Source organism: Pseudomonas zhanjiangensis (genome assembly GCF_041027545.1).
Classification (GTDB): Bacteria; Pseudomonadota; Gammaproteobacteria; order Pseudomonadales; family Pseudomonadaceae; genus Aquipseudomonas; species Aquipseudomonas zhanjiangensis.
The window spans coordinates 359659-384290 of the sequence record NZ_JBFTEG010000001.1 but is presented as its reverse complement, the minus strand read 5'-3'; the positions used below and the strand labels follow the sequence as shown (position 1 = coordinate 384290).

19 protein-coding genes are annotated in these 24632 nt (G+C 66.3%); 2 read left to right on the top strand and 17 right to left on the bottom strand.

The window, feature by feature from the left end; translation table 11 throughout:
- Positions 1-61 precede the first annotated feature (61 nt).
- The 17 genes from AB5S05_RS01725 to AB5S05_RS01645 form a co-directional block, all read right to left on the bottom strand.
- Positions 62-2728, bottom strand: a complete 2667-nt coding sequence (locus tag AB5S05_RS01725) for a CLIPPER-2 domain-containing protein (protein WP_369285685.1) — start codon at positions 2726-2728, stop codon at positions 62-64.
- A 1113-nt stretch (positions 2729-3841) separates the two neighbouring features.
- Entirely contained in the window at positions 3842-6091 is a 2250-nt protein-coding gene (locus tag AB5S05_RS01720) for a hypothetical protein (RefSeq protein ID WP_369285684.1), read from the bottom strand.
- 624 nt (positions 6092-6715) lie between these two features.
- Positions 6716-8902: a type II secretion system secretin GspD gene (gspD, locus tag AB5S05_RS01715; RefSeq protein ID WP_369285683.1), complete on the bottom strand. Its 2187-nt coding sequence runs from the start codon at positions 8900-8902 to the stop codon at positions 6716-6718.
- Between the two features lie 17 nt (positions 8903-8919).
- The gene (locus AB5S05_RS01710; RefSeq protein ID WP_369285682.1) at positions 8920-9600 is read right to left on the bottom strand and encodes a hypothetical protein; all 681 of its coding nucleotides are present in this window, start codon (positions 9598-9600) and stop codon (positions 8920-8922) included.
- A complete protein-coding gene (gene gspM / locus AB5S05_RS01705) occupies positions 9597-10190 on the bottom strand; it encodes a type II secretion system protein GspM (RefSeq protein WP_369285681.1) in 594 nt (197 codons plus the stop codon). The genes AB5S05_RS01710 and gspM overlap by 4 nt, the downstream gene beginning before the upstream one ends.
- On the bottom strand, positions 10187-11284 hold the full coding sequence (locus AB5S05_RS01700; RefSeq protein ID WP_369285680.1) for a PilN domain-containing protein: 1098 nt from the start codon (positions 11282-11284) through the stop codon (positions 10187-10189). The genes gspM and AB5S05_RS01700 overlap by 4 nt, the downstream gene beginning before the upstream one ends.
- Positions 11285-11327: 43 nt before the next feature.
- Positions 11328-12230 carry a type II secretion system minor pseudopilin gene (locus AB5S05_RS01695; RefSeq protein WP_369285679.1) on the bottom strand — a complete coding sequence of 301 codons (903 nt, stop codon included), beginning with the start codon at positions 12228-12230 and terminating at the stop codon, positions 11328-11330.
- Complete coding sequence (locus AB5S05_RS01690; RefSeq protein ID WP_369285678.1) at positions 12208-12867, bottom strand: prepilin-type N-terminal cleavage/methylation domain-containing protein; 660 nt, start codon at positions 12865-12867, stop codon at positions 12208-12210. Before AB5S05_RS01690 ends, AB5S05_RS01695 begins: the two co-directional genes overlap by 23 nt.
- On the bottom strand, positions 12864-13256 hold the full coding sequence (locus tag AB5S05_RS01685; protein WP_369285677.1) for a type IV pilus modification PilV family protein: 393 nt from the start codon (positions 13254-13256) through the stop codon (positions 12864-12866). The genes AB5S05_RS01690 and AB5S05_RS01685 overlap by 4 nt, the downstream gene beginning before the upstream one ends.
- Positions 13249-13779: a GspH/FimT family pseudopilin gene (locus AB5S05_RS01680; protein WP_369285676.1), complete on the bottom strand. Its 531-nt coding sequence runs from the start codon at positions 13777-13779 to the stop codon at positions 13249-13251. Before AB5S05_RS01680 ends, AB5S05_RS01685 begins: the two co-directional genes overlap by 8 nt.
- Positions 13760-14218, bottom strand: coding sequence for a type II secretion system major pseudopilin GspG (gspG, locus tag AB5S05_RS01675; protein WP_369285675.1), 459 nt, complete (start codon positions 14216-14218; stop codon positions 13760-13762). Before gspG ends, AB5S05_RS01680 begins: the two co-directional genes overlap by 20 nt.
- Positions 14219-14231: 13 nt before the next feature.
- Positions 14232-15452, bottom strand: a complete 1221-nt coding sequence (locus AB5S05_RS01670) for a type II secretion system F family protein (protein ID WP_369285674.1) — start codon at positions 15450-15452, stop codon at positions 14232-14234.
- Positions 15453-15454: 2 nt separating this feature from the next.
- Positions 15455-17176, bottom strand: coding sequence for a type II secretion system ATPase GspE (gene gspE / locus AB5S05_RS01665; protein ID WP_369285672.1), 1722 nt, complete (start codon positions 17174-17176; stop codon positions 15455-15457).
- A gap of 133 nt (positions 17177-17309) precedes the next feature.
- Positions 17310-18506, bottom strand: a complete 1197-nt coding sequence (locus AB5S05_RS01660) for an ABC transporter permease (RefSeq protein WP_369285848.1) — start codon at positions 18504-18506, stop codon at positions 17310-17312.
- Positions 18506-19720 (bottom strand): ABC transporter permease, encoded by a 1215-nt coding sequence (locus AB5S05_RS01655; protein ID WP_369285670.1) that lies wholly within the window; start codon positions 19718-19720, stop codon positions 18506-18508. The genes AB5S05_RS01660 and AB5S05_RS01655 overlap by 1 nt, the downstream gene beginning before the upstream one ends.
- Positions 19707-20402, bottom strand: a complete 696-nt coding sequence (locus tag AB5S05_RS01650) for an ABC transporter ATP-binding protein (protein WP_369285669.1) — start codon at positions 20400-20402, stop codon at positions 19707-19709. Before AB5S05_RS01650 ends, AB5S05_RS01655 begins: the two co-directional genes overlap by 14 nt.
- On the bottom strand, positions 20399-21544 hold the full coding sequence (locus tag AB5S05_RS01645) for an efflux RND transporter periplasmic adaptor subunit (protein ID WP_369285668.1): 1146 nt from the start codon (positions 21542-21544) through the stop codon (positions 20399-20401). Before AB5S05_RS01645 ends, AB5S05_RS01650 begins: the two co-directional genes overlap by 4 nt.
- Positions 21545-21683: 139 nt before the next feature.
- On the opposite strand from AB5S05_RS01645, the gene AB5S05_RS01640 reads away from it, so the two are divergent.
- Positions 21684-22604, top strand: coding sequence for a D-hexose-6-phosphate mutarotase (locus tag AB5S05_RS01640; RefSeq protein ID WP_369285667.1), 921 nt, complete (start codon positions 21684-21686; stop codon positions 22602-22604).
- Between the two features lie 457 nt (positions 22605-23061).
- Positions 23062-24624: a type VI secretion system protein TssA gene (gene tssA / locus AB5S05_RS01635; protein ID WP_369285666.1), complete on the top strand. Its 1563-nt coding sequence runs from the start codon at positions 23062-23064 to the stop codon at positions 24622-24624.
- Positions 24625-24632 lie beyond the last annotated feature (8 nt).

The following is a 24632-nucleotide window of genomic DNA, read 5'->3' as shown; positions in this document are numbered from 1 at the left end:
AAAGCCCCGCGCCATGCGGTTTATTTAGCGCCCGGGGTCTCCAGCCCCGGGCGTTGTGGCGTTAGAACGAGTTATCGTTCGGCAGGTCGCAGCCCAGGTTGTTGTCGGCATCCAGTGCCGAGTGCAACGCCAGGATGATGGCCCGATCCTTGGTGGCCAGCGCCGCGTTGACGTCGGCGATCACATCGGCCGTCATCCGCGGGAAGTCCACTTCCGGATGGGCGCTGTTGATCAGCGAGGCCACTGCCGAGCGCAGCAGGTTCTGCGCCGCACCGAGCAGGTTATCGCCACCGCCGTAGTTCAGCGCATCCATCAGGCTGTCGCCGCCCAGGTTGTTGTTGATCACGCCGTTCGGCAGGCTGAACACCGAGGTGATCAGCTGATTCGGGCTGTAACCGCTTGGCGGCCAGCTTCCCGGGCTGTTTTTCCAGAAGCCCGGAGTGCAGCCTTCGAAGTCAGGCGGCGGCGGTACATCGCAAGTCGCCTGAGCCGGTACGCTTTCCACCGGACCACTGGTCACGGCGTCGGTGGCACTGGCCACAACGGTATTGGTGTAGGTGCCAGCCAGGGCTGGCGTGTAGCTACCGTTGTAGTTGGCCGAAGCACCCGGGGCCAGATCGCCGATGTTGAAGGTCACATCGTCCGAGGTATCGCCCGGGGTGGCGTTGTCATCCACGATGATCACGCCAAGCAGCGCCACGTTGCCGTTGTTGGTCACGCTGCCGTCGAACAGGATCGCCTGGCCGAAGGCCGGGGCGTCTGTGCACTGCTTGGTGACCAGCAGGTCCGGACTCACATCGGCCAGACAGGTGGCATTGGCAGTTGCCTGCACCGGACTGCTGGTAATGGCATCGGTACCCGATGCGACCACCACGTCGGTGGAGCTGTTGGTGGCCAGAACGCCGAAGCCGCCGTTGTACGGAGCCGAAGCTCCCGGCGCCAGGCTGATCGGGCCGAGCACGGTGACGTCGTCAGCCAGGTTGCCTGGCGTGCCGTTGTCATCCACCACGGTGACATTGTTCAGCAACACGTTACCGGTGTTGGTCACCATGCCGTTGAACAGCACGTCGATACCGGTACCGGCGCCGTTGATGCTCGCGGTGCAGAACTTGTCGACCGCGATATTCGGCAGTACATCGGCCAGGCAAGTAGCTTGTGCTTTGGCCTGTACCGCATCGCCGCCGAGCACGGCCGTACCGCTGGCGACCACATGGTCGGTGGACGTGTTGCTGCCGCTGACGCTGAAGCTGCCGTTGTAAGGTGCCGAGGCACCGGCGTTCAGCTTGCCGATATTGATGGTGACGTCGTCAGCCAGGTTGCCCGGGGTGCCGTTGTCATCCACCACTGTGACGTTCTCCAGCGCCACATTACCGGTGTTGGTCACCATACCGTTGAACAGCACGTCGATGGCGTCACCACTGCCGTTGATGCTGGCGGTGCAGAACTTGTCGACCGTGATTGCCGGGTTGAGATCAGGCGCGCAACTGGCATCGGCCGTGGCCGTGACAGTGGTGTTGGCCCGATGGCCTTCGGCGGTCACCCGGTCCTCGGCCGGAATGGCCATGGTGCTGTAGCTGTCGCTGTATGGCTTCGACTCACCTGGAAGCAGGGTCGCCGGACCGAACACCAGGACGTCGTCGCCGGTGTCGCCCGGGGTGCCCATGTCATCGGTGACGGTGACATTGTTCAGGGTCAGGCCGCCGTCGTTGGTGACCATGCCGCTGAAGTTGACCAGGATGCTGTTACCGCCGTCATTGGCGTCAACCTCAGCCACGCAGTTCTTGGTCACCGCGATGCTGCACAGGTCAAAGTCACCCAGCACGAAGTCCTTCAGCTGCGCGGTTTCCGAGCGCGAGGAACGAGTTTCGGCGAGGAAGCTGCTGAAGCAGGGCACATCGCCCCCCAGCAGCGCGGACACGTTGATGCCGCCCTCGAAGAAGCTCTCGAAGGGGATCCCGGCGTAGCCGTTCTTCGGCGTGTAGCTCCAGGCCGGCTCACCCGGCAGGTTGCCGACGTTGGTGATGGCGCAGGCCAGCTTGTTGCCCGTGCCATCGCACTTGGCGTTGCTGGAGCTGTAGAGCTCGTCCAGGTTGTCGGCCACGTTGTCGTTGTCCGCATCCAGCGGGTCCCATTCGTAGACCTTGATCTCCGGCTGGGCGTTGGCGCCCTGGGGATATTCCACCAGCACCAGCAGGTCGCCCCGTTGGTTGCCATTACGCCCCACGTGCTTGCCGATGAACTTCTTGTCCGGCCCCAGGCCGACGTTGTCCTGGAAGAACCAGAAGCCGGCGAAGGCGTCACCGTTGTTGGCGAAGCGGTCGAGGCCGAAGTAGATGATCAGGTCGCCGGCCTTGTGCACCGCCGTGGCTTGCCCGGCTTGCACCGTGTAGCCGGCCGCATAGGCGTTGGTGATGTCGTCCTTGTCCGGTACAGAGCCATTGGTATGGCGCCACTCCGTGACGTCGCGGATGTCCTTGGAACCGCCCTGGGTGAAGATCGTCAGCGGCGCCTTATCGGCGAGGATGCCGGTGAAGGCGGCCGAGCCACCCGGGAGGCTATCCCAGTCGTCGCCGGCCGCTAGCGAGTTGACCGTGTTGCCGTCGAGTTCGAAGAGTCCTGGCGGGTTTCCGTCCACGGCAAACACCCCGGCCGTGGTCGTTATCCCCGCCACCAAGGCCGCGCCGAGCAAGCAGCGCGGTAGTGATCGCAGAAAATTATGCGTTTGCATAGCCGTACTCCCACGCCTCCGCTCTGCGAACCCTGCCGGCGAGAGGCATTGAGGCCTTGCCGCGGCGAACCCGATATCCGAACCGGGAGTGGCTTGATCTTGCAAAGCCGGACGCTACGAAAGGCATGCGTACCCTCGGCTTCCCTATGTCGCAACCACTGCATGGCCAGGGGGAGCCGAACCGGAGACTCTCGTCTCCTCGACAAGAACCATTCAATTACCAGGCCATAACTTCAAGCAATTGATTTATAAGCAGATAATTCACGAATCTAGGAAGAACCGCCCTCGGCCGAAGCCTGGCCAGCCAAAGCCGAGGCGATTTTTGTCCAGCTCACGAAACAGCTGGGAGAGTGGTTCACCAGGCAATTCCCGTCTGGGCCACTGGTCATGGGGCCTTGCGCCCGAAACAGAATCGGCACACTTGTTCAGACGTGGATACAGAAACGCCCGCACAGCCGCGAACGAATACCGACAGAACCTCAGTCAACCGCCGAAAGCCTCGATTTAGAGCGTTAGAGTTCGGTCTTATGCAAATCGACCCATCTTTAACATGGCAATCTGCCAGCGTTGCCGCGGCTTAAACCGTCATGCCGATCTGTATGGCTGGCGAACGCTGATCAGGCCTTTTTTTCAGACTTTTGACAGGCGCATCAAAAGCGAACGGCAGTTATGCAACATTGATACAGCGGCTGCCAGAGTGTTAGGGCATATCGCCGGCCTGGCGCGTCGCACCCCATCCCCTCCAGCCGGCGCGAGAGTGTGCGTCGCGGGACAGGAAGCCTGCACAGGAAGGCGGCAATGCGATCAACCGCCGCCCGACACAGCGGCAGTGCCACCAGGCCGCTGCCCTGGAGCAGCCTCGAGGTGGCTCGGGCTCAGCGCCCGAAAAGCCCGATTGCCCGCTGCGATGAATGTGCAGCGAGGGCCGATCACAACCTGTGCCGCTACTATTTCGGCGGCCATTGGCGACGCACTCACTCCATCACCCGCGCGGCCTTTCCCGCCAGCGCCACGGGGCCCGTGCACACAAAAAAGGGGCGCTGCTGTCAGCAGCGCCCCTTTGGGTCTTGCGAATGGCGGCCCTTTCCAGGGGGCCGCACGATTCAGGACTCCCTAGGGAGTCGGGCACAGTGGGCAATCGGCATCATCCGAATCCGAGGATGCCCCACCACTGAACACGCCATTGGCAGTCACGCTGGCCAGATCGCTGAACTCCAGCGGAGTCAGGTTGGTCAGGTCGACATCCGAGGACGGATAGTAGTAGCCATTGACGGTGAACGAGGCGTTCGAACCACCTGCCAGGGTGGCCGAATAACTGTCGAATACCACGGCCGGATCGTCGCTGAGGACGATACCGCTCAGGTCTTCATCACCGATATTGGTCACTTTGGCAGTGACCTGCACCTTGACTACCAGCTTGCCGTTTTCGGGCTCGAGGATCACCTTGTCGCAGTCCTTCTCGACCAAGATGCCGCGGGTGAAGCTGCCGGGGCAGTTGGCGGTCCAGGACTCGTTCACAGCGCCAAGCTCGACATTGTTATCACCCAGCGCCTTGGCCGTTACCGTGGCCTTGTTGGAATGCTGCAGGCTCACGGTCACGACACCATTCGCATCCGGCGCCGACTCGCTCACTCCCAACGAACTCTTAGGCACGCTGACCGTATCGCCGAACGCCACTTCACCACTGCCTACGGCAAGCGTGGTTGGGAACGTCAGGGTACCGAAGTCGCTGTCGACCAGTTTCACCTGGCTCAGCGGCACGTTGCCGGTGTTCTTCACATAACCGCTGTAGGTCACCTTGACGGTGTCGCCCTCGACGAAGGCTACGCTGCACTCCTTGAAGATCTCCGCCGAAACGGTGACGTCGAATGGGCAGGTTGCGGTATCCGAATCGTCGACAATGACCAGCGCCGGATTGGGCTGCTGTCCGGAGGCCGGCACATCCGCCACCTTGGCGAAAGCCAGGGCTTTGACTGTGTCACTCGTGGTGCCGCCGCCAGGAATGCCGCTCGTCCCATAGTGGCCCTCGTAGAACACGGTCGCCCCGCCAGCCAGCGGGAAGTAGGCGCTGCCATCGGCCTGCTTGACCAGGCCGGTCACATCCGGATCGTCGCTGCAACCGATGTCGCCGGTGTCGATGCAGACATGGTCGATGCTGGCACCGGCCACGCTGTCCTTGAGGTAGGCGATGTAGGCGCCGGCCCCTTCGTTTTCCAGCGTACCGTTGAAGCTGACATCGAGCCCGTTGCCGCTGCTATTCACCTTGGCCGCGCAGAACTTCTCGACGTCGATACCGCAAACCGGGAAGCTCGCCAGCACGAAGTCTTTCAACTGTGCGGTCTGCGACTCGGAGGAACGGGTCTCGGCGAGGAAGGAAGCGAAGCAGGGGCTGGTACCCAGCAGGTTGCTGATGTTGATGCCGCCCTCGAATACGCTCTCGAATGGCAGGCCGGTACCGGACTTGGGCGTATAACCCCAGCTCGGCGCCGGCAGGTCGATCAGGTTGGAGATGGCGCAGGCCACCTTGCCGCCGCTCTGATCGCACTCGGCGTGGTCGGAGGACAACAGCAGGTCCAGCGGACTGAACTTGCCACCCTTCTCGGCCGGGTCCTTGTTGCCATCTTTGTCCGCATCATTCGGGTCCCACTCGTAGACCTTGATGATCGGAAACGCATCGCTGGCTTGCGGATACTTGACGATCACGAAGACATCGCCGGGGAGGAACTTGCCGGGATTACCCGGGTCCGCACGCATGGCCACGTGCTTGGCCGGATTGCCGGCACTGTCGACAAAGGTGCCGCCGGGCCCTGCCTTGACCTCGTTCTGGAAGAACCAGAAGCCGGCGTTGGCGTCACCGTTGTTGGCGTAGCGGTCCAGGCCGAAGTAGATGATCAGGTCGCCGACCTTGTGTGGCCCGGTAGCGGTCGGGTTGATATAGGCCGCCGCATAGGCGTGGGTGATGTCGTCCTTGTCCGGCACCGAGCCGTCTGTGTGCTTCCAGTTGCTCACGTCGAGCACGTCCTTGGAGCCGCCCTGGGTGAAGATCGACTTGGGCGCCGGGTCGGACACGATCAGGGTGCCGAAGGTGCTGCTGCCTGCATTTTCATCTTCGGTGGTGGCGATGGGGGCGCCGTTGACGCTCTTGGCAGTGCCGTCGAACAGCGATTCCCAGTCATCACCGATCGTGTAAAGGGCATTGGGTAACACCCCCTTGGCCTCATCGGTCACGTTGCCTTCCAGTTCGAACAGGCCCGGTGGATTGCCGTCCACGGCGTTGACCATGGTCGTGCTGGCGACGCCAGCCACGAAGATAGCGCCGAGTAGACAACTCGGCAGCTTCCTCAACAAATGTTTCGTTTTCATCAGTCTGCTCCTTCACCACCGGCCGTAGCCTGTGATGTGCAGCCGTCCATTCATTCCGTCTGGAATGGCGCCGGCGCCGGGACTACCCGTGGACCGACTGGATGACTGTGCCTATGTGCAGGGTGCTAGCGGACTCCGACAGGTCTTGACTCACAACCAACAACAACCACACCACCGTCGAAATCCCTCTCCGGAGGACTACCGACTCTCCTCGCCACATAAGCAGTCAATTCCCGTGCCATAACGTTAAGCCATTGTTTTAATTGCTGTTTTTCTACAGTAAGAGGCGCAAAGCGCCGCCACAATAGCTTCCGGTAAACAATTGCACGCAATACTGTTAAGCCTGCCTGACAGAGGCTTTTCGACAGAATCGCGAGAGATGCACGGAACCCTTGTTAATTCATGGACTTGGCCATAGCTGGAGCCTGCACAGGCTGTTCCGATGCTGAGACAGGAGGCACGCAAGGCGGGGGCTGGAGGGGGGGCGGCGTCCATTGCGACGCCATCGATGATACGACCGGTTGGTGCAGGCCGGTGCCGCAGCGGACGCGCCGGGCCAGCGGCGCCATCTTCCCGCGGCAGGCTGGCGCTGCCGATGCCGCGCAGCCTGCCGACCAGGCGCGCCTAGAGCTGGCGGCCCTGGCCTTGCCAGGCGTCCTGGGGCAGGGTCACATCCTTGAGCTTGTTGCGGTATTCCTGAGTGACGTCGCGGGCCTCGTTGAGGCTGGTCACCGCCGTCGGGGTGATCATCACCACCAGCTCGGTGCGGCTGGTGCTCTTGCCCTGGCTGCCGAACAGCCAGCCCAGCACCGGCACGTGGCGCAGGTAGGGCAGGCCCTCGTTGGTACGGCCGTTGTTCTCCTTGATCAGGCCACCGAGGACCAGGGTCTCGCCGCTCTGGATCGCCACATTGGTGGTGATCCGCCGCTGGTTGATGGTCGGCGAGTCGATGCCCGAGGTGGCGTTGGCGGTGACGTCGTTCACTTCCTGGGTGATCTCCAGCACGATCAGGCCACCGGAGTTGACCCGCGGCTTCACCTCCAGCAGCACGCCGGTATCGCGGTATTGAATGGTGCTGGTGACCAGGGCCGACGGGTCATCGGGTTGGTTGATGATGCCGCTGGTGTTGGTGGTCTCCGAGGTGCGCACCGGCACCTGGTCGCCGACGCGGATGGTCGCGGTGTGGTTGTCCAGCACCATCAGGGTCGGCGAGGACACCACGTTGATCTTCGAGTCCGAGGCCAGCAGATCGAGCAGCACGCGGGTGCCCGCCGCATCGAACACGTTCAATGAACCGGTGGGGTTCAGGTCGGTCGGGGTGACGATGGGGAACTGGCCGAGGGTGCCGCGCGCGGTCTTGCCGCCGATGCTGCTCTTGAAGAACCACTGCAGGCCGTAGCGCAGCTCATCCTCGAGGGTGACCTCGACGATGGTGGCTTCCACCAGCACCTGCAGCGCCAGCACGTCGAGCTTCTGGATGGCCTGCAGGACCTTGTCGTAGTCGCTCGGCGTGGCCATCACCAGCAACGCGTTATTCTCCTCGTCGGCGATGATGCTGACCTTGCCGACGTCCAGGCTCGAGCCCTCGCCGCTCGGCGCGATCAGTTGCGGCGAGCGCACCGGCGCGGGCGCGGCCTCGCCGTCGGTGGCCGTCGCGGCCGGCGCGGCGGTCTGGCGTTGCGCCCGCGGCTGCTGCTCGCCCTCGGCGGCGCCCTGCCCCTCGAACAACTGGGTGAGGATCTCCGCCATGTGTTCGGCCTTGCCATTCTGCACGTGATAGATGTGCATGTTCGGCCCCTGGCCGCCCTCGGCCCGGTCCAGGCGCACGACCCAGTCGCGCGCGTCGTCCAGGTACTTGGCCTGGGGGGTGATCACCAGCAGCGCGTTGAGCCGCTCTATCGGCAGAAAGCGCACCATGCCGGCCAGCGGGCCGCTGGCCGCATCACCGAAGATCGCCTCCAGCTCCTTGAGCACCACCTGCGCGTCCACTTGTTGCAGGCGGAACAGACCGACCGACATGCCGCGCAACTGGTCGACATCGAATACCCGCACGGTATCGCGAATGTTGTTCAGCTCCTCCGGGGTCCCGGCCACCAGCAACAGGTTGCGCGTCTCGTCGACCCGCATCAGGCCCTTGACCGGCTTGAGCGGCTCGAGAATCTTCTGCAGTTCGCTGGCGGATATATAGCGCAGCGGGATCACCAGCAACTGGTAGCCGCGCAGTTCGATCGGGTTGAGCCGCGGCACCAGCGCCCCGGAGGGCGCCGAGTCGACGGGCACCACCTCGTAGAAGTTCTGCGACTTGACCAGCACCGCGCCATTGACCTGCAGCAGCGCCTCCAGGGTCGGCAACAGCGCCGCGCGGGTCAGCGGCCGGCTGGTCTGCAGGCTCACCGTGCCACTGACGTTCGGGTCCAGCACATAGTTCTTGCCGAGTATCTCGCCGAGGATGATCTTGACCACCTCGGCAATTTCCATCTGCTGGAAGTTCAGGGTGATCTCGCCCTCCTCGTCCACCGGCTGGCGCGGTGCGGTGCCGAGGTCGACCATGCTGCCGGAGCCGCGGTAGATCTCCGCGCGCGGCCCGGTGCTGGCAACGCTCGATGCGTTGCTCGGTGCCGGGCGCAGCGGTTGGCCCTCCGGGCGCGGCCGACGCACGCCACTGGTCGGCGCCGGCGCGGCCTGCTCGGCCTTGTGCCCCCAGGGGTTGTCGAAGGTGGCTCGGTCGCCACCTGGAATCGCCGCGCAGGCGGCCAGCAGCAGGAAGCTGCCGAACTGCAGGGGACGGGCCACGATCCTGAATATAGTCATCGAGATTCTCCTCTACCCTACGGGGCCGGCACGGCGGCGGCCGGCGTGTCCTTAGGCGGGGTTGTGTTGTCCGTCGGTGTTGCCGATCCGTTGCTGGCTTGTGCTTGCTTGCGCTTCTTGCGCTTGACCGGCTCGGCGCCGGGCTCGCCCTGGTCGTCGCGGACCACCGGCTCGCGCAGCGGCATGCGCACCTCGCTGGCGCCATTGCTGAGCAGCACATGGTCGCTGCCGATCTGTTCCAGCCGCCATTCATCGGCGAGCACCATGCCGATCTCCAGCAGCAGCCGCCCCTCGCCCTGGCGCTCGCTGAAGCTGGCCAGCTGACGCCCCTGCTCCAGAGCAATGCCGCTCAACCGCCAGGCCTCGCGCAACTGCTGCCCATCGAGGTTTTCCTGGGGCGCATCCCTGAGCACCGGCGGCCTGCGGGTACTGCTGAACAGCGGGCGCTCGATCATCTCCCGGTATTCGGCGAAGGGCCGGGTGACACCTGCGGCCTCTACTGGGGGTGGGCTCGGCTCCTCCGTCTCCGGCAGGGCGGGAGACTCCACGGCTGTGGGCTCGGCCGGGACCGTGCTTGGCGCCTGCTCGTCCTCGGCGGCCATCAGGGCGGCAACCACCGCCGGCAGCAGCAACAGCACTATCAGTACCAGCAGCACCGGCTTCCAGTGCGTGCGTAGCAGCTGTAGCAGATCCTTCATGGCGTCGCCCCCTGGGCGATGAAGCCCTTGAGATCGAAGGTCACGTCCAGCGACGGCACGGCCTTGAGGTCGGCGGCACGGCGCAGGCGCTGCATGTCGACCCGCGGGTTGCTCAGCACCACGATGTTTTCCACCAGCAGCAGCGGCTCATGGTTGGCCAGTTCGTAGAGCAGGCGCACCAATTGCTCGGTTTCACCGCGCAGGTGCACCTTGATGCCCACCGCCGGCACGGGCGCCTCGGCATCTTCGCGGCTGAGAATCTGGGTGCTGACGATCTGCGCGTCGACCTGGCCGACCAGCTGGCCGATCTGCTGCTGCAGTTCGGCACCGGCCAGGGCCGGGCGCGGCTCGGCGATGACCAGGCGCGACATCGGGTTGTCCTGCTTGAGCTCGGCCAGGCGCGCCTCCTGGGCCGGCAGTTCGGCGACCAGGCGCTGATAGACCTCCAGGCGTTGCTGCAGGTCGGCGATGATTTCTTCGTCGGACTGGAAGCGGCTGAGCAATGGGCCGACCACCAGCCAGAGCAGCAGGCTGATCAGCGCCAGCAGGATCAGCACGGCGAGCAACTGGCGCAAACGCAGGGGAATCATGGCGCCTCCTGTTGCGGTCGCCGCTCGGCTACCAGGCTGAAGCGGTCCTTCTGGGTACGCGGATTACTGGTGATCGGCGAGGCATAGCTGACATTCTGCAGAGTCTGGGATTGCTCGAGCATGCCGATCAGCGCCGAGGCCTCGGCCGACTCGCCGTCCATACGGACCCGCTCGCCGATAAGCTCGAAGCGGCTGAGCCAGGTGCTGTCCGGAAGCAGGCGGGTCAGTTCGTCGAGGGTGGCCAGTACATCATCGGCCTTGAGCTGCTGTTCACGCAGATAGGCGCGCCCGGCTTCCAGCCGCTGCAGCTCATCGCGCACCGCCGCTGCACGCTCGGCCGCCGCCTTGGGCCCATCCAGCTGGTTGGCCAGACGCTCGGCGCGCTGCTGCTGCTGCCACAATGGCAGCAACGCCAGCAGCACCAGCGCCACCACCGCGGCCACCTGCAGACGGCGATTGCCGCGCCAGCCGCCGCGCTTGCGCGCCATGCCGGCGGGCGACAGGTTGATCGGCTGGGCCTGCTGGTCCTCGGCCCGGGTCACCAGAACCGGGTGCACGGCCAGGCGGTCCAGACGCTTGAGCAACTGGTCGAGGTATTCGCGCAACACCACCAGCAGTTCCACCTGCAGACGCTGGCGGCGACGGTCGCGCTCGACGATGCGAAAGCCGAAGTAGACCTGCTCGGCGCTGAATGGGGTGTGCCGGTCCATCTCGAAGCGCAGCACGTTGCCCAGCCCCGCTTCGGTCGCGGCCGGCAGGCTCAGCACCTTGTGCAGCAGTTGCCGCTCGGGCAGCAGGAGGATCACTTGAGCGGCCTTGGCCGCGCGATTGAGCAGCACCTCGACCACCGCCGGCGGCAACTCGCCGCCCTCGCCGAGAGGCGCGCTGACCAGGGTCTCACGCTGGCCGAAGCTGCCGAACTCGAGGCTGCATTTGTCGTCCTGCAGGACGATGAACAGCAGGTTGCCGCGGCGCCGCAGGCGCTCGCGCCAGCGCTCGGGGACCAGGCCGAGCAGCTCGCCGCTCCACCACTGCCAAAAGCGCCTGGCCATGGCGATCAGGGCGTCTGCCGCCATCTGTAATCGGTCGTTCATTGGCTGTCCCTTCGTCCAAGGACGTTTCAATCTCGACAAACCATTACTGCTGGATGCTGTTGTGCAGGATCTCGACACCTTGCCGGCGACCCAGGCCCTGCAGGTGAATCACCACCTGTTGCCGAACCTTTACACCCGGGCTCAACGCTGTATCCGTAACGATAGAGTAGTTGACACCTGGCGCATTGGGCGCGAGCAAGAGCGGATCCACCCCGCTCAGTAACGGGGGGCGCTGGCCCGTTTCATAGTTGCGCCGACGCTGCTCGATAAAGCGATCGATGCTGTCGGCGCTGATCCCCGGCAGTGCCAGCAGCACCTCGCGGGGCGCCACCAGCGGGTTGACCTCGGCCTTGTTCGAGTACAGGGTCAACGCCGGCAGCACCCGCTGGTAGAGTGCCTCGTCGATGCCCAGCACGCGGCGCAGCTCCTCCAGCCGTTGGAAGGGTCGATTGGCCGGCGGGGGCAGGCCCAGGGCCCGGTACTGCTCCTCTTCGGCACCGGCCGGATGCAGCAGATCATCCTCGTCACGCCAGTCGAGAATCGCATCGACCTGGGCCAGCGCGGCCCGCTCGTCCAGCCCCACCGACTCGAACAGGCCTACCAGCAGCTGCGGGTCGGCTTCGTTCAGGTCGATCTTGCCCTGCTCGTCGAACAACGCCACCTCGACACTGATGCCATCGAGTTCCAGGCTGCGCGAGCTGCCATCGGCCAGCCAGCCGGAGGTGTTGGCCTGCAGCAGGCTCCATATGCCCCAATTGACCCCGGCCTCGGCGACATGCCGGGCACTCGCCGCCAGCCGTGCATTGCCGGCCAGCTGCAGTTCGGTACGGCTGCCGGCCGACAGGTTGAGGGCGATCAGCGACAGCAGCACCAGCAACCAGAGCACCCCGACCAGGGCCACCCCGCGCACGCTGCGGTTGCGCTCAACGGCTCTGGAAGATGGCATAGGCCACGTCCCTCGGTGCGACCAGCAATTCGGCAGCCGCGGCTCGACGCGGCGGGCTCAGCCGCAGCAGCACCGGCAAGGCCGCACGCTGGCGCCATTGCCGCTGCCAGTCATCCTCGACATCGCCGCGCCGCTCCAGGTAGCCGAACTCCCAGGGTTTGCTCAGCCCTTCGATCAGCACCTCGCGCTCACCGTCGCTGGCCAGGCTCTCGGCCAGCAATGCCCAGTTGAGCTCCTCGGGCTGGATGAAGGGCAGATAGCGCAGCTCCAGCTGCCAGCTCAGGCCCTCCTCGCCGAGCTGTTTTTCCTGCAGCAACTGCACCCAATAGAGCTGCTCGCTGTCATCCAGGGCCGGCAGATTGGCGACGAAGATCAGCTGTTGCGACTCACCGAAGAAGGCCATCTGCTGAATACCCTCGTCATCGCGCAGCGAGACCGCTTGCGGGCTCTCTAGCAGGCGGCGCAGCAGGGCCTGGGTCAGGGTGCTCAGTTCCATCTGCTGCTGGCGCAGCTCGGCCGCCTGCCAGCTGCGCAGGGCCACGTGCAGGCCGCCGTAGGCGAGCATCGCCACCAGGCTGGCGAGGGTCAGTGCCACCAGCAACTCGACCAGGGTAAAGCCGCCCTGTGCGCGTCTCATGGCCGCGGCCGCAGCAGGCGGATGGTGCTCAGGCTGACCCGCTCGCCCGGGCGCTTGCCCCAGCTGACCGAGACGCGCACCAGCCAGGGGGTGACGCTGTAGCGCTCGCCGGGCTCCTGATTCTCGAACTCGTAGGGCTCGACCTCGCTCTGCCAGCGGAAACGCTGATCCAGGCGCCCCTGCTGCTTACCGCGGCTGCTCTCGTCGAGGCCGACCAGCACCTCGGCCAGCTTGGACTCGGCCAACTGCACGGCCACCTGGTGGCGCTCGGCGGCGCTCAGGGCATTGAGCGACTGCGAGACGATGCGCATCAGCACGCTCATGCTCAGGCTGAGAATGAGAAAGGCCACCAGCACCTCCAGCAGGGTAAAGCCGCGTGCTCTATTCATCCGCCTCACCCTCGTCCTCCTGCTGGCGTGCCCGCTGGCGCGGCGGGTCTTCGCTTTCGTCCGGGGAAACGCGGCGCACCCGCCCGCTCAGCCAGTCGACCGCGATGTCCTCGCTACGCCCCAGCTCCAGCGACAGGCTGAGGCTGCCGCCTGAGGAGTCGCCGCGCGGGTAGAAAAGGATCTGCGCCCCGCTCACGAACGGCTCGCCGCCACCTGGCCCACCCTGCAGCTGCAGGCTGAAACGCTCGGGCAGGCGGTAGGGCTCGTCCCGGTAGCTGAGCAGCAGGCCGCCGCTGTCGACATCCTGGCTGATCGCCACCCGCGTGCCGCTAAGAATCGCCTGGCTGCGCGCATGGCGCAGCAGCGATTCCAGCTTGCGGCTCTCGACCTCCAGGGTCAGGCCCGGCAGGAAGCGCTGGAACGCCGGCCCGACCAGGCTCACCGCCAGGCTGGCGATGACCAGCACCACCAGCAGCTCCAGCAGGGTGAAACCGCGGCGGCGGTCAATCCCAGCTGTGCACATCGCGGTCCTCTCCGTCGCCCCCCTCGCGGTTGTCGGCGCCCAGGCTCCACAGGTCGAAATCGCCATTCTGGCCCGGCGCGCGGTAGTGGAATTCGTTGCCCCAGGGATCCTTGCGAATCACCTTCTTCTTCAGGTACGGGCCATTCCAGCTCTCGGCGTCGCGCGGCTTGGTGATCAGCGCCTCGAGGCCCTGGTCGCTGCTCGGATAGCGCCCCAGTTCCAGGCGGTAGAGGTCCAAAGCCGAACTCAGCTCCTGGATCTGCAGGGCGGCCGCCTTGGTCTTCGAACCACTCAACTGCTTGAATACCTGCGGCCCCACCAGGCTGGCCATCAGGCCGAGAATCACCAGCACCACGAGGATTTCCAGCAGGGTGAAGCCCGCGACTCGCCGCGCTGCTGGCCTGATCATCGAGATGCCGCGGTTGTGTCTGTCGTGCATGATGCCTCCCCAATCAGATTGGTATTTCGGTGATGCTCATGATGGCCACCAGCACCGAGAGAATGATGCCGGCGATCAGCAGGCCCAAGCCGACGATCAGCATCGGTTCCAGCACCGCCAGCAGGCGCTGGATGGACACCTCGACCTCGCGGTCGTAGGTGTCCGCCACTTTCAGCAGCATCTCGTCGAGGTGGCCGGTCTCCTCGCCCACCTGGATCATCTGCAGGGCCAGCACCGGAAACACCCCCGACGCCAGCAGCGGCGCCGCCAGTTGCCGGCCCTGTTTCAGGCTCTCGGCGGCGACGCCCACCTGCTCCACCAGCAACTGGTTGCTCAGGGTCTGGCGGGCGATGTTCAGCGCCTGCAGCAATGCCACCCCGCCGGTCAGCAGGGTGCCCAGGCTACGGGCGAAACGGGCGGTCTCGATCCGCTGACGGAGGGCGCCGAACAGCGGCAGGCGCAGCATCCAGCCATCCCAGCGCAGGCGATAGGCCGGCTGCTTGAGCAGCTGGCGCCACACCCAGAACGCCGCCAGCACCAGCAGCAGCAACCAGATGGCCGAGCCGCGCAGCACCTCGGCCACGCCGATGACGACCTGGGTCGACAGCGGCAGCGCCGCGCCCATGTCGTCGAACAGCTGGCGGAACTGCGGGATCACGTAGGTGAGGATCACCAGCAGCGAGGTCACCGACACCCCGAGCAGGATCACCGGGTAGATCAATGCCGACACCAGGCGGTCGCGCAGCGACTTGCTGCGCTCCAGGTAATAGGCCAGGTTGTTCAGGCCCTCGGCCAGGTCGCCCGCCACCTCCGAAGCCTGCACCATGCTGATGTAGAAACCGGAGAACAGTTCGGGGCGCTCGGCGAGGATGCGCGACAGGCTGACGCCACGCCGCACGCCTTCCTGGATCGGGCCGATCAGCTGCTGCATCGGCGCGTCGCTGCTGACCCGCTGCATGATCTCCAGCGAGCGATCCAGCGGTACCCCCGACTGCAGCAGCGAGGCCAGGTGCTGGGTGAACAGGATCACCAGGCGCTTGCTCCGCGAGGCCTGCAGCAGGTCGTTGAGATCGAGCTGCAGCCAGGACTGCCAGCCACGCCGGGTGCCGATCTCGATGGGAATCAGGCCGCGCATGCGCAGTTGCTCGAGCACCGCATGCTCGTCGGCCACCTCCAGCTGCCCCTGCTGAATTTCGCCGTCGTCGCTCACCGCCCGGTAGTGAAAAAGTGCCACGCTCAGCCCTCCTGCGTGACGCGCAGCACTTCTTCGATATTGGTGGTGCCGTCGAGCGCCTTCAGGCAGCCATCCTCGTACATGCTCAGCATGCCCTCCTCGCGTGCCTTCTGCCGCAGGGCACTGGCATCGGCATGCTCGAGTACCAGGCGACGCAGCGCATCGCTGAGGGTCAGCACCTCGATGATGGCGATGCGGCCGTGGTAGCCGGTGCCGTTGCAGGCGCTGCAGCCCTTGGACCGGTACAGGGTCACCGGGCGGTCGCCGGCCAGGCGGTCCAGGCGCAGCTCGCGGAGCATTTCCGCCAGCGGCTGGTAGGGCTCGCGGCACTCCAGGCACAGCTTGCGCACCAGGCGCTGGGCCAGCACCGCGTTCAGGGTCGAGGTCAGCAGGTAGTCCTCCACCCCCATTTCCAGCAGACGGGTGACACTGCTCGGCGCATCGTTGGTGTGCAGGGTCGAGAGCACCAGATGGCCGGTCAGGGCCGACTGGATGCAGATGCGCGCGGTCTCCAGGTCGCGCATCTCGCCGACCATGATCACGTCCGGGTCCTGGCGCACGATCGAGCGCAGGGCGCTGGCGAAGGTCAGGCCGATGGTCGGCTTGACCTGGATCTGGTTGACCCCCTCGAGCTGGTATTCGACCGGGTCTTCCACGGTGATCAGCTTGCTCTCGCTGGTATTCAGGCTGTTCAGCGCGGTGTACAGGGTGGTGGTCTTGCCGCTACCGGTGGGGCCGGTGACCAGCAGCACGCCATGGGGGATCTTCAGCACGTTCTGCAGGCGCTGCAACGGCTGCTCACTGAAGCCCAGGGCGGCGAAATCGAGCACCACGCTCTCGCGGTTGAGCAGCCGCAGGACCACGCTCTCGCCGTGCATGGTCGGCACTGTGGAGACGCGGATGTCGAGGTCGTTGCCCTGCACGCGCATCTCGATCCGGCCATCCTGCGGCAGGCGCCGCTCGGCGATGTTCAGCCGTGCCATCAGCTTGATCCGCGAGATCACTGCCGGTGACAACTGCACCGGTGGCGCCTCGGTTTCCTGCAGCACGCCATCGACCCGGTAGCGCACCTTGAGGCGGCTCTCGAAGGGCTCGACGTGGATGTCCGAGGCGCGCAGTTCCACCGCGCGCTGGATGATCAGGTTGACCAGGCGGATCACCGGCGCCTCGCTGGCACGGTCGCGCAGCTGCTCGACATCCTCCACCGACTCCTGCTCGGACGGCTCGACCCGCGAGAGGATGTCGCCCATCTGGCTCTGGCCCTGGCCGTGCATGCGCTCGATGGCGGCGTCGATCTCCGAGCCCAGCGCCACCCGCGGGGCGATCGGACAGCCGGCCGCCAGGGTCAAGGCCTCCAGCACGAAGTGGTCCTGCGGGTCGGCCATGGCCACCAGCAACTCGCCGTCGTCGAACTCCAGGGGCAGCGCCCGACATTCCTTGAGGAAGCGGTAGGACAGGCGCTCGGCCAGCAGCGGCGCGCTGGGAAAATCCGCGGCGGCGACCCGCGGCAGGTCCAGCAGCTGGGACAGCTGCTGGGCGATATCCTGCTCGGAAACCAGCCCCAGGCGATTGAGCAGGGTCGCCAGCGGCGTGCTCTCGACCTGCCCGGCCTGCATGCGCAGCACCCGGTTGTAGTCGGCTTCATCCAGGCGCCCGGCCTTGACCAGGGCCTGGCCGAGATCCGGTGACGAGTCGGCGACTGTGTCGCCTTGTGCGGCAAGCATAGTGCTCCAGCCTCAGGCCCGACCTACGGCACGCGGTTCCCTCGCGATCGGTCGGCGCCCGGCATGATCCGGTTCGAATTGGCGGCACGTTTCACTATAGCCGCTGGCGTGCGGCCCTACCGACCTGCGCCGACTATTCGCTCCTCAGCGCCTCCACCGGATGCAGGCGCACGGCACGGCGCGCCGGGGCGATGCCGGCCAGCAGACCGATGGCCCCGGCCAGTAGCAGCGCCAGCAGCAGGAAACCGGGAGCCAGGCTCAGCGGCAGGGCCGGTACACCCAGGTGCAGGCCGAGCAGCAGCAGGCCCATCAGCAGCAAGCCAAGCAGGCCGCCGGCCAGCGACAACAGCGCCGCTTCGGCGAGAAACAGCCCGAGCACCTGCCGATCGCTGGCGCCCAGGGCGCGCAGCAGGCCGATCTCGGCGGTGCGCTCGGCCACCGTGGTGGTCATGATGGTGAGGATGCCCACCGCGCCGACCAGCAGGGAAATGCCGCCGAGGGCACCGATGGCGATCGTCAGGGTGGCGAGGATGCGGTCCAGGCTGGCAAGCATGTCGTCCTGGGTGATCAGGCTGAAATCCTCCTCGCCGTGGCGCTCGATCAGCAGGCGACGAATGCGCTCGGCCAGCGCTGGCGAGCCGATGCCGGCATTGAACACCACGTCGACCTCCATCAGGCCCTCGCGGTTGAACAGGCGCTGGGCCCAGTCCACCGGGATATAGGCGATATCGTCCAGGTCGAAGCCGAGCAGCTGACCCTTCTCCTCCATCACCCCGATCACCCGGAAGCGCGTGCCGCCGACGCGAATGCGCTCGCCCAACGGGTTGGCCGCGCCGAACAGCTCGCGGCGCAGCTTGTGGCCGAGCACCGCGTAGGGCGGCGAACGGCCAGCGCGCGCCGGCGGCAGGAACTGGCCGAGGGCCAGGCGAAAACGCCAGGCCTCGGCCAACTGGTGGCCGCCGCCAATGATGTCGCTGCGCCGGCTCATGACGCCGAACTGGATGTCGCCGGTGCCCTGGATCAACGGCACCACCGCCTCGACATGGGCCAGCGTGCCCAGGGCCTCGGCATCGGCCAGGCTCAACGGGCGCACGCTGCTGAGAATGCCGCCGATGCCGCCTGTCTGGGTCTTGCCCGGAAAGACCGCAACTATGCGCGTGCCGAACTGCGAGAAGTTGTCCAGCACATAGACCCGCAGGCCCTCACCGATGGCGGTGAGCAGGGCCACCGCGGCGATGCCGATGGCCACCCCGAGCAGGGTCAGCAGGCTGCGCAGCGGCCGGCTGGTCAGGGCCGAGGCGGTCAGTTTGAAACCATCTTCGAAGCGCATCATGTCCGCGCTCCCGGCGGACGCAGCGCCTCCAGCGGCTCCAGCCGCGCCGCCTGGCCCGCCGGCAACCAGGCGAACAGCAGCGCCGCCAGCAATGCCAGCAGCAGCGAGCCGGCGCGGGCCCAGGCCGGCGTCTGCAGGGGGATGTCCCACAGCTGGCGCGCCAACCACAGCAACGCCTCGCTCAGGCCCAGCCCGGCCAGGCCGCCGGCCAGGGCCAGCAACCCGGCCTCGCCGACGAACAGCAGACGCACCTGCGCCGGCCGCGCGCCCAGGGCCTTGAGCAGGCCGATCTCAGCGGTACGCTGGTTCACCGCGATCCAGGTCACGTTCATGATCAGGATGCCGGCCACCAGCAGGCTGATCGCGGCGATCCCGGCCAGGGCCAGGCCCAGAGCCCCGAGGATGTCATCGAAGGCGGCGAGCAGGCTGTCCTGGCTGATCACGGTGACATCCTCCTTGCCTTCGTGGCGCGCGGCGATGGTCGCCAGGATCTGCCGCTTGCCGCTGTCGACGAGCTGCGGCCCGCGCATCTCGGCGAACACCCGGAACAGCCCCTCGCGGTTGAACAGCGCCTGGGCGCTGGCCACCGGAATGATCAGCATCTCGCTGATGTCCATGCCCAGCGACTCGCCACGGTCGGCGAGGATGCCGATCACCCGGAAGCGCCGGTCGCCGGCCCGCAGCCACTGGCCGAGGGCCGGGCGGCTGCCGAACAGCTCGTACCTGAGCGTCGCCCCGATCACGCAGACCGCCTCGGCCTGGTGCAGCGGCAAGGCCGGCAAAATCTGCCCCTGGAGTACCTCGAGCCGGCGGATGGCGAAGAATTCCCGGCTGGTGCCCAGGATCAGCGCCTCTCGCGAGCGGTTGCCGGCGTTGACCTCGACCTGGCCGGCCTGCAGCGGCGCGACCCGGCGCACGCTGGGCAGGCGGGCGACCGCCTCGGCATCGCCCAGAGTCAGGTCGCGGGTGGCCAGGCCGGTGATCGGCGGCATGCCGCCGGTGGTCTCCTTGCGCCCCGGCAGGACGATCAGGGTGTTGCGCCCGAGCAGGGAAAACTCGCCTATGACGAACTGCCGGGCACCCTCGGCCAGGCCGGTGAGCAGGTTCACCGCGACCACGCCGATGGCGATCGCCAGCAGCAGCATCAGGCTGCGCGAACCGTGCCCGCGCAGGGCGCCGAGCATCAGGCCGATGCCATCAGCGCTGCGCATCGCCCGGCTCCTGACGAATATCGTCGATGATGCGCCCATCGAGCATGCTCAGGCGCCGTCGTGCCCGCCCGCCGATACTGGGGTCGTGGGTCACCACCAGCAGGGTCAGGCCGTCCGCGTTGAGTTCCTCGAGCAGGGCCACCACCTCGGCGCCGGAATGGCTGTCGAGGTTGCCGGTGGGCTCATCGGCCAACAGCAGGCCCGGCTGCATGACCATTGCCCGGGCGATGGCCACCCGCTGGCGCTGGCCGCCGGACAGTTCGGCCGGCCTGTGGCGCACCCGGTCGCCGAGGTTCAACCGCTCGACCAGCCGCTCGCTGCGCCGGCGCCGCTCGGCCGGCTCGATGCCGGCCAGGACCATCGGCAGCTCGATGTTCTCCAGGGCGGTCAGACGGGGGATCAGGTGATAGGACTGGAACACGAAGCCGATATGCCGGCTGCGCAGCTCGGCGCGGCGGTTCTCGTCGAGCGCCGCGGTGGCCTCGCCGTTCAGCCAGTACTCGCCGCTGTCCGGCGCATCGAGCAGGCCGAGGATGTTGAGCAGGGTCGACTTGCCCGAACCGGACGGCCCCATCACCGCCAGGTACTCGCCGGCCGCCACCTCCAGGTCGACCGCATCCAGGCCCATGACCCGCTGATCACCGAGGACGAAGCAGCGCGTCACCTCGCGCAGGCGGATCATTGCGCCTCCCGCTCCTGGGGCGTCACCGCGACACCGTCGGCCAGGCCCTCCTGCTCCAGGCTGGCGAGAATTCGCTGGCCCTCGTCCAGGCCCTCGAGCACCTCGGTCCAGCGCCAGTTGCCCAGCCCGGTGCGCACCGGCGCCTCACGCAGCACACCTTCAGCGGCGTCATAGCGCAGCACCCGGCGCCCCTCCAGCAGGGTCTCGGTGGGGATGCGCAGGGCATTGGCGTGCTGCTCGATGAGGATCTCGACATCGGCGCTGTAACCGGTCAGCAGCGCCACATCGGCCGGCGGCGCATCGAAACGCACCTCGACGTCGACGGTGCGCGCCTGCTTCTCCAGATCGCGGACGAAGGGCGCGATACGGCTCACCGTGCCGGCGAAGCGGCGCTCGCGAAAGGCGTCCAGGCTCACCCGTACCGGCATGCCGAGGGCCACCCGGGAGGCATCCACCTCGTCGATCGGCGCCTCGACGTAGAGGCAGCTGTCGTCGATCAGGTCGACCGCCGGCGGGGTCGGGATGCCCGGCGGCGAGGGCGTGACGAACTCGCCGACCTCTCCATTGATCTCGGCGACTATGCCGGCAAAGGGCGCGCGCAGGGTCGCCTGGTCGAGCAGGGCGCGCTGCAGCGCCAGGCTCGCCTCGGTCTCGCGGATGGCCACCGCCGCCGCGCTGCAGGCCAGTTCGGCCAGACGCGCGCGCGTCGCGCTCTGGTCGACCCGGTCCTCGGCCACCAGCTGACGCGCCTGCAACTGGGCCAGGCGGCGGTGGTCACGGCGATCCAGGCCCGCTTGCAGGCAGCGCTGCTGACGCCGGTTGCGCAGGCCGTCGAGACGCGCCTCGACCTCGCGCACCCGCGCCTGCTGTTCGTCCTGGCGCAGGCGCATCAGCACCTGGCCAGCCTCCACCCGCTGGCCCTCCTCGACCAGGCGCTCGGTCACCTGAGCGCCCAGGTTGAACGACAGATGGGTGCGCCGACAGGCCTTGAGCGTACCGGCACGGGTATTGGCCACCAGGGTTTCCACCGGGCCGCGCTGTACCGCGACCAGGTCCACCGGCAGCGGCTGCGGCCGGCTCCACCACCAGATGGCCAGCGCCCCGGCCGCCAGCAGCAACAGGCTCATCAGGATCTTGCGCATAGGCTCTCCCCTCACAGGCATTGAGCCTAGGCCAGGGCAGCGGCGGCAACAATGCGCCCGGTCAAGCGCGGGCTAGCGCCTGGCTATTGGCCGATTCGCGGTTCACACTTCTAATTAGACGAAGGACGAGGAAGACCCCATGACAGACAGCAAACAGGGCCCGCAGGTCGAGCGCCTGGAGTTGGGCAAGCTGGCCTGCTGGCGAGTACGCACGGCCCAGGCGGAACTGCTGGTGGCCCAGCAGGGCGCGCAGATCCTCAGCTACCAGCGCTTCGGCGAGCCGCCACTGATCTGGCTGAGCGAGCAGGCCGAGTACCTGCCGGGCCAGAGCGTGCGCGGTGGCATACCGGTGTGCTGGCCCTGGTTCGGCGACCTCAAGCGCAACCCCCAGGCCGTCCAGGCCATGCATCAGGGCGGCCCGCTGACCCCGGCCCACGGCCTGGTACGCGGGCTCGATTGGGAGCTGCAGACGGTCGACCGCCAGGCCCAGGGCGTGCACCTGGCGCTGCGCTGCGCCGAGGCCGAACAGGGGCTGCCCGGCTGGCCGCACAGCGTCGCCCTGAGCCTGGATATCCGCCTCGGCGACACCCTGCAGGTGCAACTGTGCAGCCGCAATCTGGGCGAGCAGCCGGTGAGCATCAGCCAGGCGCTGCACAGCTATTTCGCCGTCAGCGACGTACGCCAGGTCAGCGTCGAGGGGCTCGACCAGTGCCGTTACGTCGATGCCCTGGAGGATGACTGGCGCGCCCAACGGCACAGCGGCGAACTGCATATCGACGGCGAGACCGACCGCCTCTACCTGGGCCTGCCATCGCGCCTGGCGATCCTCGACCCACACTGGCAGCGGCGGATCGTCCTCGAGAGCAGCGGCTCGCACTCGGCGGTGGTGTGGAACCCCTGGATCGACAAGGCCAGGCGTCTATCGCAGTTCGCCGAGGATGCCTGGCAAGGCATGCTCTGCATCGAAACGGCCAACGTCCTCGACGACCTGGTGATTCTCGCCCCCGGCGAACAACGCCAGCTCGGCTTCAGCCTGCGCAGCGAGCCCCTGCCCGAGTGAATGCCATGCGCGGTGCAGGCGCAGCTGCACCGCCTGCTCCCGCGCGTGACACAAAGCGCTCACTTGTAAACAGACAGACATCACATTGCCATCACTCAGGCAGAGCAACTTTTGTGATGCGCCACTAATTTGCCAGTAAGTTATTTCCTACACGACAAAAGCCGACAAACGCACAATCAGGAGATGCTTTTAAACTTGCGCGTTAGTTCGCAAAAGCAAGTGGAACTGGCGTTCTTATAAATGATCGGCAAATACCATCGACTGTTATCCACTTCACACTTCCAACAGTTGCCGACTCTCGCCCATGCCGCTAGGATGCCCAGCCCATAAGGATCCTGTGCAACTTGTTGCACATTGATGTGCGCAAGAAGTTGCGCAGCCCAGCTAATTCAAACGCACGTTTATATATAACCGCGCGAACAGCCGAGTTAGTTGCATCAACTCATTGAGTCATGGAATGACCTATTCAAACTCGCTAACCGCGCATTATCTGCAGCTGGCCAAAACCCCTATCGAACAAGGGAATTTCGCCGGCGCCGACGTCCGTTACTCCAGCGAATACGAAGTGCTGGAAAACGAACTGGGCAAGGCCAGCGCGCTGCATGAAACCGGCGCCATCGACTGGCAGAAGGTGCGCGAGAACAGCGAAGTCCTGCTCAGCGCCCAGTCCAAGGACCTGCGGGTCGCCGCCTGGCTGATCTGGGGCCTGTACCAGCGCGAATCCTTCGCCGGCCTGCAGGCCGGCCTGAGCCTGCTGCACTACCTGTGCCTGAATCACTGGAACGACCTGCACCCGCGCAAACCGCGCACCCGCGCCGCCGCCATCGGCTGGCTGCTGCCACGGCTGGAGCAGGCCCTGGCCGAACATGTGCCGATCGGCGAGCAGCTGGCGCTGTTCCGCAGCCTGGCCGAACAGCTGCGTGCCCTCGAGGCCTGCCTGGCCGAGCACCTCGGCGAGGACGCGCCACTGCTGCTTCCGCTGTGCCGACGCCTGGACGAACTGGTCAGCCGCGCCAGCCAGGGCCAGCCAGGCCCGGGCTCGGTCGGCGCGGCGATCGCCCAGGTCAAGCAAGTCGCCAGCCAGTTGCTCACCCCCGGCGCGCCGGTGGAGAACGAGAAGGAGGCGCACAAGAGCCTGCGCAGCCTGCAGGACCAGGCCCGCCCCCTGTGCGCCTATTGGCTCAAGCAGAAGGCCAGCGATCTGCGCGCCCTGCGCCTGGCCCGCACCCTCCTGTGGCTGCCGATCGACAGCCTGCCGGAGCGCAACGCCGAGCAGATCACCGCCCTGCGCGGCCTGCCGGCGGACAAGCTGGCCAGCTACCAGGAGCGCTACCAGCAGGGCCAGTACGCCGACCTGCTGGTCGACCTGGAAGCCAGCATCGCCCGCGCCCCCTTCTGGCTCGACGGCCAGCACCTGGTCTGGCAATGCCTGCAGGGCCTGGATGCCGAACAGGCAATGCGCGAGGTGGAGATCCAGCTGGCGCTGTTCCTCCAGCGCATGAGCGGCCTGGAAGAGCTGCGCTTCCACGACGGCAGTGCCTTCGCCGATGCCCAGACCCGCGCCTGGCTCAGCTCCCACGTCATGCCCCACGTGCAGCCGCCGGTCGCCCAGAGCGCCCCCCAGGCCAACGAGAGCGGCAGTCAACCGGTCTGGGAGCTGGCCCTGCAGGAGACCCTTCCGCACCTGCGCAAGGACGGCCTGAAATGCGCCGTGCAGCAACTCAAGCAAGGCCTGGCCAAGGCGCGCGGCGGCCGCGAGCGCTTCTACTGGCAGCTGACCCTGGCCCGCCTGTGCTTCGCCGCCAAGAAATACGAACTGGCCAAGACCCAGCTCGATTCGCTCGACCAACTGCTGCAGGCCTCGGGCCTGGGCGACTGGGAACCCGATCTCGCCCTCGAGGTACTGCGCATGTTGCACAGCTGCTGCGAGCTGTTGCCGCAGAACCACGCGGTACGCGAATACAAGGAAGAGATCTACCGCAGGTTGTGCCACCTCGACCTCGAAGTGGTACTGGACTAGGCCCTCGG